Genomic DNA, 10,262 nt, shown 5'->3' with positions numbered 1-10,262 from the left:
TTAATTCTTATTGAGTTTTTTTGTGGCGGGGGGGGGCCCCCCCGCCCGCCGTGGAGGTTTGCTGCGGCGGCAGCCGGCGGGGGTTCGCGCCCGCCTTCCCCCCACTTGTCGCGGCATCATCCCCCGGTTCTCGCGGTCAGGTCGTAGAGGGTGACGCCGTCGACGGTCGTCGCCGTGAAGTTCTGCTCGACCCAGGAGCCGATCTGCGACCCGACGTCGGCCCCGCCGTTCGCCCGCCCGCCGACGCCGCCCGACGCGATGAACCAGTGGATCTCGCCCTTCGCGACGAGCGCCCGGAACTCGGCGAGGGTCGGCGAGGGATCGCTGCCGTTGAAGCCGCCGATCGGCATGACCGCGAGCCCGGTGGCGAGCTGGTACCCGGCCGCGTTGTTCGACCCGATCGCGGCGGCCGCCCAGGTGTAGCGCGCCGAGTCGGTGCGGAGTGCGGTCGCGAGCGCGGAGGAGACGGTGCTCGAGCTGAGGAGGCCGCCGCCCATCCCGCCGGTCGGGCCGCCCGTCGTGCCGGTTCCACCGGCCGTCCCGGTCCCCGTCCCGCCCGCCGGCGCGAGGCCCTGCTGCCCCAACCCCTGCTGCCCGAGTCCCTGCGGCGGCTGGCCGCCCCGCCCCTGCGCGCCGCCGAAGCCGCCGCGAGCGCCCCCGAACCGCCCGCCGGGGCCGCCCATCCCGCCGGCGAGGGCGGGACCGGCGGTGACGATCGACCCCGAGTGCGCGGTCGAGACCGTCTCGAGCGTGTACGCCGTCGGCGCGAGGAGCGCCGCGACGAGCGCAGCGCTCGCGGTCGCGATCGACAGGGCTCGGCCGCCGCGGGGCGGCAGCAGGAGCAGCGCTGCGGCGACCACGGCGACGATCGCCACGACGACCTTGAGCGCCGGCAGCCACGTCGACGCCTCCGAGAGCAGCACCCAGGCCCACCCCGCGGTCACGAGCACGAGCGCGGCCATGACGATCCGAGCGGCGAGGTGCCCGCGTCGGGCCCACAGCGCACCCGCACCGATCGCGACGACACCGGCGATCGCCGGCGCGAGGGCGACCGTGTAGTACGCGTGGAAGATCCCGGCCATGAAGCTGAACGCGACGGCCGTGACGAGCATCCAGCCGGCGAAGACCGTGAGAGCGGCGCGCTGCACCGAGATCCGCGGGAGGCGCCGGACGGCGACGTACCCGACGATCACGAGCACGAGGGCCGCGGGGAGCAGCCACGTGATCTGCCCGCCGATCTCGTTCTCGAAGAGCCGCAGGATCCCGGTCGACCCCCACACCCCGCCGCCGACGGCCCCGCCGCCGCCCGTGACGCTGCCGGTCTCGTCGCCGGTCAGACGCCCGAAGCCGTTGTAGCCGAAGGTGAGCTCGAGGAAGGAGTTCGTCTGCGATCCGCCGATCCACGGGCGCATCGAGGGGGGGACGAGCTCGACGATCGCGACCCACCAGCCGGCCGCCGCGACCAGGGCGCCGAGGGCCGCGAGCAGGTGGAGGAGGCGCTTCGCGATCCGCGCCGGCGAGGCCCAGAGGTAGGCGATCGTGAGCGGGGGCACGATGAGGAACGCCTGCAGCTGCTTGGTGAGGAAGCCGAGGCCCACCGTGACGCCGGCCCACACGATCCAGCGCATCCGTCCCGACTCGATGCCGCGGACGGTGAAGTATGCCGCCAGGGACATGAGCAGGACGAGGAGCGCGTCGGGGTTGTTGAACCGGAACATGAGCGCGGCGACCGGGGTCAGCGCGAGGATCGCTCCGCCCAGGATCGCGATGCCGGGCGATGCCTTGCGCCGCAGCGTGAGGTACAGCACGAGGACGGTCGCGACGCCCATGAGCGCCTCGGGCACGAGGATGCTCCACGAGCTGAGCCCGAAGATCCGCACGGACAACGCCATGATCCAGAGGCTCATCGGCGGCTTGTCGACCGTGATCGAGTTGCCGGCGTCGGAGGAGCCGTAGAAGAACGCCTCCCAGTTGACGGAGCCCGCCTGGACCGCCGCGGAGTAGAAGGAGTTCGCCCAGCCGCTCGCTCCGAGGTCCCAGAGGTAGAGCACGGCGGCCGTGACGAGGAGCACGAGGAGCGCGGGGCGCACCCACGCCGCGTCGGACTCCCGGCCGCGGACGATCCAGCGGGCGGCGCGCCGGAGCCGAGCCCCGGCTCCCGACGGAGCGGTGCGGTCGGCGGACGCCGGGGGCGTCGGGGGTCCGGCCGGTGCCGGGCGGTCGAGGACGGAGGTGGACATCAGGCGCTCGCCTTCTCGAAGGGGATGGGGGTCTCGCGCAGGAGGTCCTCGCGCGTGGTGGTCTCGTGCCGCGCGGGGGGCTCGTCCCCGGGCCGCCGCCGCTGCCGACGGAAGACCCAGAGCCGCAGCAGGATGAAGCGGACCAGGGTGGCGACGAGGTTCGCGGCGGTCAGCACGACGAGTTGCGCCGTGTGGCCCGCTGAGGGATGGACGAGGTGCAGGAGCAGGAGCGATCCGCTCGTGATGCCCCAGGCGAGGAGGAAGACCAGCAGCCCCTGGACCTGGTGCAGCGCGGCGCCCGTCCTGCCCCGCACCCCGAAGGTGAACCGCCGGTTGGCGGCCGTGTTCGCGATCGCCGTCAGGAGCAGCGCCGCGAAGTTCGCGATCTGCGCCGGGAGGAGCGGCGCAACGAGCAGGTAGAGCAGCGCGTACGCGACGGTCGACACCGCGCCGATCGCGGCGAAGCGCACGACCTGCCCCACGAAGCTCGGGCGTCGGGGGCTCTCGAGGGGGTGACGCCCCAGCTCCGCGTAGATGCGCTCCAGCGGGATCCGCCCGGTCGCGATCGCGGCGCCCACGCGTACCATGCCGCGGAGGTCGGCCGCGGCGGTCTTCGCGACGTCCACCGAGCTGTCCTCGTCGTCGACCCAGTCGACCGGGACCTCGTGGATCCGGAGCCCGGCGCGCTCGGCGATGACCAGCAATTCCGTGTCGAAGAACCAGCCGGTGTCCTCGACGTGGGGCAGGACCGACCGTGCGACGTCGGCGCGCATCGCCTTGAACCCGCACTGCGCGTCGGTGAAGGTGACGCCCAGTGCCCGGTGCAGCAGGAAGTTGTACGAGCGCGAGATCAGCTCGCGCTTGGGCCCCCGGACCACGCGCGACGCCCGCGCGAGGCGGGTGCCGATCGCGACGTCCGAGTGGCCGCTGAGCAGCGGCGCGATGAGGGGCGGGAGCGCGCGGAGGTCGGTGGAGAGGTCGACGTCGAGGTAGGCGACGACGTCCGCGTCGCTGCCGAGCCACGCGCGCTTCAGGGCCCGGCCGCGGCCCTTCTCGTCGAGGTGCAGCGCCTCGACCCCGGGCAGCTCGGCGGCCAGCCGATCGGTGACCGCGGGCGTCGCGTCGGTCGACGCGTTGTCGGCGATCGTGATGCGCCAGGTCTCGTCGAGGCTCGCCTCGAGGAAACGGTGGAGGACGCGGATGCTGCGCTCGAGCGTCGCCGCCTCGTCGTGGACGGGCACCACCACCTCGAGAGCGGGGGCGCCGGGTCGGTCGGAGTCCGTCATGGCTCCGATGGTGGGCGGCCGCCCCCGGTGCGCGGCCGGTGCCGGCTATGAACCGCTTATGAGCGGTTCATAGGCGGTCGAGCGCCCCGAGCACGTCGCCGAGCAGGTCGTCGCGCCCCTCGATGCCGACCGACAGCCGCACCACCGAGTCCGGCACCTCGAGCGCGGTGCCCTTGACCGAGGCGTGGGTCATCTCGGCCGGGTAGCAGACGAGTGACTCCACGCCGCCGAGCGACTCCGCGAGCTGGAACCACTGCATCGACTCCGCGAACCGCCGGGCGGTCGGGCCGTCGGCGAGACGCACCGAGATCATGCCGCCGAACGATCGCATCTGCCGCGCCGCGAGCTCGTGCCCGGGATGGTCCGGCAGGCCCGGGTAGTAGACCTGCTGGAGCTTGGCGTGGCCGACCAGGTTCTCGGCGAGATACTGCGCGTTCTCCGAGTGCCGGTCCATGCGCACCCCGAGCGTCTTGATGCCGCGGACGGTGAGCCACGCGTCCATCGGGCCGGAGACCGCGCCCGCACCGAACTGCACGAAGCCGACCCGGTCGGCGATCGGCTGCCCGTCGAGCGCCGCGCCCTCCTTCACGATCACGGCGCCGCCGAGCACGTCGCTGTGGCCGCCGAGGTACTTCGTCGTCGAGTGCACGACCACGTCGGCGCCGAGCGCGAGCGGCTGCTGCAGGTACGGGGTCGCGAACGTGTTGTCGACCACGACGATCGCGCCGGCCGCATGCGCGATGTCGGCGACCGCGGCGATGTCGGTGATCTTCATGAGCGGGTTCGACGGGGTCTCGACCCAGACGACCTTCGTCTCCCCCGGGCGGATGCCCGAGCGCACCTCGTCGAGGTCGCTCATCTCCGCGGTCGACAGGCCCACGCCCCACGGCACGTGCACCCGATCGACGAGGCGGTGCGTGCCGCCGTACACGTCGTTGCCCATGAGCACGTGGGAGCCGGGGAGCAGGATGGCGCGCAGCAGCGCGTCCTCGGCGGCGAGACCGGAGGCGAAGCTGAAGGCGCGCTCGCCGCCCTCGATCGCCGCGAGCAGCTCCTGGAGCGAGTCGCGCGTGGGGTTGGTGCCCCGCGTGTACTCGTAGCCGCCCCGGAAGCCGCCCACGCCGTCCTGCACGTAGGTCGTCGAGAAGTAGATCGGGGGGATCACCGCGCCGGTGGTCGGGTCGAAGTCCTGGCCGGCGTGGATCGCCGAGGTTGTGAAGTCGGGCACGAGCGTCTTTCTGGTGGGGAGCGTGTCAGTCGCTCAGGAACGCGAGGAGGTCATGCCGGGTGATGACCCCGGCCGGCTTGCCCTCGCTCGTCACGAGCAGGGCGTCCGACCGTGTGAGCGCGTCCCGGGCGGCCTCGACCGAGTCGTTCATCCCGATCAAACCGAGCGCGGGGTTCACGAATTCCGCGAGCGCGTCGGTGAGCTGCGCGCGGCCGTCGAACACCGCCTCCACGAGGCTGCGCTCGTCGATCGAACCGACCACCTCGCCCATGACGACGGGCGGCTCGGCGCTCAGGACGGGCATCTGCGAGATGTTGAAGCGGCGCATCTTGTCGATGACGTGGCGCACCGTGTCGGTCGGGTGCACGTGCACGAGGCCCTCGTACTCGGCCTCCTTCGTGCCGATCACGTCGGACACCGTGCGCGACTCCTCCGGCGGCAGGAAGCCGTAGGACCGCATCCAGGCGTCGTTGAAGACCTTGCCGAGGTAGCCGCGGCCGCCGTCGGGCAGCAGGATCACCATGACGTCGTCGGGGCCGAGGTCACGCGCGGCCTTCAGGCCGGAGGCGACGGCGAGACCGCTCGAGCCGCCGACCAGCAGCCCCTCCTCGCGCGCGAGCCGGCGGGTCGTGTCGAAGGACTCCGCGTCGGAGCTCGCGATGATGTCGTCGACGACCGAGGGGTCGTAGGCGCTCGGCCAGAAGTCCTCGCCGACGCCCTCGACGAGATACGGCCGACCGGTGCCGCCCGAGTAGACGCTGCCCTCGGGATCGGCGCCGATGATCCGGATGTCGGGGTTCTGCTCCTTGAGGAACCGGCCGACGCCGGAGATCGTGCCGCCGGTGCCGACGCCCGCCACGAAGTGGGTGATGCGGCCGTCGGTGTCGCGCCAGATCTCGGGGCCGGTGGTCTCGTAGTGGCTGATCGGGCCGTTCGGGTTCGAGTACTGGTCGGGCTTGAAGGCGCCGGGGATCTCGCGCACGAGCCGGTCGCTGACGGAGTAGTAGGAGTCCGGGCTCTCGGGCGCGACCGCGGTCGGGCAGACCACCACCTCGGCGCCGTAGGCGCGGAGCACGTTGCGCTTCTCCTCCCCGACCTTGTCGGGCACGACGAAGACGCAGCGGTAGCCCCGCTGCTGCGCGACGAGGGCGAGGCCGATGCCGGTGTTGCCGGAGGTGGGCTCGACGATGGTGCCGCCCGGCTTCAGCCGGCCCTCGCGCTCGGCGGCCTCGACGATGCGGGTCGCGATGCGGTCCTTCGACGAGCCCCCGGGGTTGAGGTACTCGACCTTCACGAGCACGGTCGCGGCGATCCCGTCGGCCAGCGAGCGCAGCCGGACGAGCGGCGTGTCGCCGACCAGATCGAGAACGGAGTCCGCGTACTTCACCCGTCGAGCCTAGGCTCCGACGCTGCGTGTTACGCGGGTCGAGGAACTAGTCGACCCGCTCCGGCACCGCCGCGGCCGCGAGCTGCTCCGCGAAGAGCCGCGCGTACACGCCCTCCGCGCGCAGCAGCTCCTGGTGCGTGCCGCGCTCCACGATCCGGCCCGCGTCGACGACGAAGATGACGTCGGCGTTCACCACGGTCGAGAGGCGGTGCGCGATCGCGATGGTGGTGCGCCCGCGCGCCGCCGAGTCGAGGGCGGTCTGAACGATCCGCTCCGACACGGTGTCGAGCGCGCTCGTGGCCTCGTCGAGGATCAGCACCGCGGGGTCCTTGAGGAGCACGCGTGCGATCGCGACGCGCTGCTTCTCGCCGCCCGACAGCCGGTAGCCGCGCTCCCCCACGATCGTGTCGTAGCCCTCCGGGAAGGAGGCGATCGTGTCGTGGATGTTGGCGGCGCGCGCGGCGGCCTCCAGCTCCTCCTGCGTCGCGTCGGGCTTCGCGTAGCGGAGGTTCTCGGCGATCGTCGCGTGGAAGAGGTAGGTCTCCTGGCTCACGATCCCGACGGCCCCGATGAGGGATGCGTGCCGCAGCTCGCGCACGTCGTCGCCCGCGAACGTCACCCGCCCCTCGCTGACGTCGTAGAGCCGCGGCGCGAGGTAGGACACCGTCGTCTTGCCCGCGCCCGACGGCCCCACGAACGCCGCGTACTGCCCGGGCTCGATGCGGAACGAGACCCCGCGGAGCGTCGCGTCGCCGTCGGCGGGAGCGTCCGGATACCGGAACACGACGTCCTCGAACCCGACGTGGCCGAGGCGCGCGGGAACGACCTCGCGCGCATCGGGCCGGTCGGTGATCGCCGGAACGAGGTCGAGGTACTCGAAGATGCGCGCGAACAGCGCCGACGAGGTCTGCAGGTCGAGCGCGACCCGCAGGAGCCCCATGAGCGGGAACATGAGCCGCGCCTGCACGGTCGTGAACGCCACGATCGTGCCGGCCGTGACGGGCACGCCGCGGAAGATGAGCCACGCCGCGACGAGGTAGATGATCGCCGGGATCACGGAGAGGAAGACGCTCACGAGCGCGAAGAACCACTGCCCGCTCATCGCCTGCCGCACCTGCAGGCGGATCTGGTTGGTGTTCTCGTCGCTGTAGCGGCGGATCTCGGTCGGCTGCTGGTTGAAGCTCTTGGCCAGGAGGATGCCCGAGACGCTCAGAGTCTCCTGGGTGATCGCGGTCATCTGCGACAGCGACTCCTGCGTCTGGGTCGCGATCCGCGCCCGGACCTGGCCCACGCGGCGCTGCGCGATGACGAGCACCGGCAGCAGGATGATCGCGACGACGGTCATCTGCCAGCTGAGGAGGAGCATCGCCACCAGGGCGGCGATGACGGTGACCGTGTTGCCGATGACGCTCTGCACCGTGTTGCTCAGCACGTTCGCGACACCGCCGACGTCGTTGGCGAGGCGGGACTGGATGACGCCGGTCTTCGTGCGCGTGAAGAAGCCGAGCTCCATCGCCTGCAGATGCGAGAAGAGCTTCACGCGCAGCGCGCCCATCACGCTGTTGCCGATGCGCGCCGTGAGGTAGGTCTGCCAGACGCCGAGCGCCGAGGAGGCCAGCCAGAGCGCGATCATGAGCCCGACCAGGGCGAGGAGCACCGGCAGGTTCGGGGGCGACTGGCCGTTGTCCGGGAAGAGGCCGAGGTCGAACGCCCGCTGCGTGAGGAGCGGCGGCGCGACGCTGAGGGCCGCGCCGATGAGCACGAGCGCGACGGTGATGCCGAGCTGCACCCGCCAGGGCGCGAAGAGCTCGGCGATCCTCCCGAGGAGGTTCGGGATCCGGGGCGCCGTCGCGTTCTCGGCCCGCTGCGCTGCGGCGTCCCCTCCCGACACCCGCCCGCCGCGACCGTGGCCGCCGCCCATGCCCCTCATGCTCACCCGCTGAGGATACGGCGGCCGGACGACCCGGGATTCCGGCGTTCGCGCACAGCTTCGCTAGAATCCGGGGTATCCCGCGGCGGACGAGCTGGGAACCGGTCGCCGCGGTCCTGACCCCCGCAGGAGCACAACGTGACGTCGTTCCCAGACACCCGGTCGATCCGGGGCGCCGTCGTGGCCGAGCTCGATCGCGGCGACGCCGCCGTCGCCTTCGAGCTGCTGCGTCCCGTGGCCGATGCGCTCGCCGCGGAGACCGGGGCGGAGTTCCGCGAGCTCATCGAGCGCCTGCCCGTCGAGGTGTGGCATCGCGACCCGATGATCGCCGCGGCGCTCGGCCAGAGCTACCGGGGGCCGGACGCGGTGCGCGGCGCGGCGGGGCTCGCCTACTTCTCGGCTGCGGAGGACGCGATCGCGGGGACGCCGGAGACGCCCCGGCACTGCCTCGCCGCGGTGCTCGTCGGGCATGCGGGCGCTCTCCGGAGCGTCGGGCGGCTCGAGGCGGCCCGCGCCAAACTCGACGAGGCGGACGCGATCGTCGACGACGGGCTGGCGGGCCCGCTGCCCGCCGTCATGGAGGTCCGCGCCCGATGCGCTCTCGAGCGCGGGGTCCTCGAGCTGCACGCCGGCCGGCACGACGCATCCCGCGATCATCTCCTCACCGCGCGCGGGCTGACCGCCCATCTGGGCCGAGCGGGAAGCGCGGAGGCGCTCGGGGCCTTGGCGGTGCTCGAATTCGGCTTCGCGGACGCCCGGACGGCCGAGGAGCTCGCGCTCGAAGCCCGGGCGCTCGTCGCCGACACGGCCCTCGCCCGGAGCGGATTCGCGGCGCCGGGGTACGCCGCCGAGATGATGCTCGCGATCGACCGCACGCAGGCCGAGCACGCGGCGGCGATCGAGCCGGAGCTGATCGCGGCGGCGAACGGCACCGAGTGGGAGCCGTACGCCCGCCTCGTCAGCGGGGCGCTGCGCGCGATCCGCCGCCGGCCGGTCGAGGCGCTCGATCTCCTCGGCGAGGCGGACCGCGAGTTCCGACGGTGGGATGTCGCGGGCTTCGGCCGCGACTACACGGCGCTGGTGCGGGCCTCGCAGCTCGGCGCGCTCGGCCGTGGCGACGAGGCATGGGAGATCCTCGCCGCCCTGCGCCCGTACGAGCACCATGTGCTCTGCTCGGGTCATTACCTCGCCGCGCAGCTGCTCGCCGGAGGCGACCTGCACGGTGCCGACGCGACTCTCCGCGACTGCGAGGCGCTCGGCGACGGGCATGCGCAGCGCAGCGCGCTCCACGTGCGGCTCCTCCGCGCCGCGATCGCCGACCGGCTCGGAGACGGCGCCACGTCGGCGCTCAACGTCGACCTCGCCTTCGTCGGGATGGCGCGATCCGGCTCGCGCGCGCCGCTGCGATCGGTGCCTCCCGCGATGCTGGCCCGGCTCGTGACGTCGGCCCTCCAGCGGGAGCAGAGCCCCGAGGTCCGCCGGATCCTGACAGAGGCCGGCCGCGCGACCGACGGGGCCCAGCAGGTCATCGAGCCGCTCAGCCGACGGGAGCGCCTGGTGCTCGCGGAGGCGGAGCGGGGCGCGACCGTCGCCGCCATCGCGGCCGCGATGTACATCTCGCCCAACACCGTCAAGACGCACCTGCGGCGGGTCTACCACAAGCTCGGCGTGAGCACTCGGGAGGAGGCGATCCGGCGGGCACGGACCCTCGGCCTGCACGAGCTCGCGAGTCGCGAGATCACCCGCGATTCACCCGCCACGGATGTCGCGCCGGATGATGATGCACATGCTTAGATTCACTGGTTGCACGCGGTGAACCGTCCCTGATCCCGGTTCTCCGAGTACGACATCGGGCGGGATCGAACGGCTGGTTACCGGAGGTCCCGCCCCTCTGTGTTCTTTGGGCGCGCGCCGCCGCTTCTGCGGCGCGCCGTCGCTGCGCGACATCCGAGCGCGGTCGCCGATGTCGCTATGGCCGGGTGGGTGCGCACGTCGCGATGGGTGTCGTCCCGCCGCTCGAGCTTGCCGAAACCGCCCGGAGGAGAGCCGATCGGATCGGCCCGATCTCGTCTCCACAGCGATCGCGGCGACCGCGCTCGTCGCGATCGCGCAGCGACCCGCGCCGCAGGAGCGGCGGCGCGGCGGGACCGCAGAATGCGCCCCCCCCGAGGGGACGGCGCCATGGCGGGTT

Annotated in this window: 6 protein-coding genes; 1 reads left to right on the top strand and 5 read right to left on the bottom strand. The window is 72.6% G+C overall.

Features of this window, described 5'->3' with window-relative positions; translation table 11 throughout:
* Window positions 1-116 precede the first annotated feature (116 nt).
* The 5 genes from ACTHM3_RS13440 to ACTHM3_RS13420 form a co-directional block, all read right to left on the bottom strand.
* The gene (locus ACTHM3_RS13440) at window positions 117-2,240 is read right to left on the bottom strand and encodes an ArnT family glycosyltransferase (RefSeq protein WP_440406649.1); all 2,124 of its coding nucleotides are present in this window, start codon (window positions 2,238-2,240) and stop codon (window positions 117-119) included.
* Entirely contained in the window at window positions 2,240-3,526 is a 1,287-nt protein-coding gene (locus ACTHM3_RS13435) for a glycosyltransferase (protein ID WP_440406647.1), read from the bottom strand. Before ACTHM3_RS13435 ends, ACTHM3_RS13440 begins: the two co-directional genes overlap by 1 nt.
* Before the next feature lie 67 nt (window positions 3,527-3,593).
* The gene (locus tag ACTHM3_RS13430; RefSeq protein ID WP_440406645.1) at window positions 3,594-4,754 is read right to left on the bottom strand and encodes a cystathionine gamma-synthase; all 1,161 of its coding nucleotides are present in this window, start codon (window positions 4,752-4,754) and stop codon (window positions 3,594-3,596) included.
* Between the two features lie 25 nt (window positions 4,755-4,779).
* Window positions 4,780-6,141 carry a cystathionine beta-synthase gene (locus ACTHM3_RS13425; protein ID WP_440406644.1) on the bottom strand — a complete coding sequence of 454 codons (1,362 nt, stop codon included), beginning with the start codon at window positions 6,139-6,141 and terminating at the stop codon, window positions 4,780-4,782.
* A 46-nt stretch (window positions 6,142-6,187) separates the two neighbouring features.
* Complete coding sequence (locus tag ACTHM3_RS13420) at window positions 6,188-8,071, bottom strand: ABC transporter ATP-binding protein (RefSeq protein WP_440406651.1); 1,884 nt, start codon at window positions 8,069-8,071, stop codon at window positions 6,188-6,190.
* Between the two features lie 138 nt (window positions 8,072-8,209).
* Here ACTHM3_RS13420 and ACTHM3_RS13415 point away from each other — a divergent pair, with 138 nt between their 5' ends.
* Window positions 8,210-9,865 carry a LuxR C-terminal-related transcriptional regulator gene (locus tag ACTHM3_RS13415; protein WP_440406642.1) on the top strand — a complete coding sequence of 552 codons (1,656 nt, stop codon included), beginning with the start codon at window positions 8,210-8,212 and terminating at the stop codon, window positions 9,863-9,865.
* Window positions 9,866-10,262: the final 397 nt, after the last annotated feature.

The organism is Pseudolysinimonas sp. (assembly GCF_051954455.1).
Lineage (GTDB): Bacteria > Actinomycetota > Actinomycetes > Actinomycetales > Microbacteriaceae > Pseudolysinimonas.
The sequence above is the reverse complement of the archived record's forward strand: the minus strand, read 5'-3'. Positions and strand labels throughout refer to the sequence as shown.

What these genes read in the sequence shown, in the direction of transcription:
- ACTHM3_RS13440 (WP_440406649.1), bottom strand. Translation starts at nt 2,240, where the DNA reads ATGTCCACCTCCGTCCTCGACCGCCCGGCACCGGCCGGACCCCCGACG.
- ACTHM3_RS13435 (WP_440406647.1), bottom strand. Translation starts at nt 3,526, where the DNA reads ATGACGGACTCCGACCGACCCGGCGCCCCCGCTCTCGAGGTGGTGGTG.
- ACTHM3_RS13420 (WP_440406651.1), bottom strand. Translation starts at nt 8,071, where the DNA reads ATGAGGGGCATGGGCGGCGGCCACGGTCGCGGCGGGCGGGTGTCGGGA.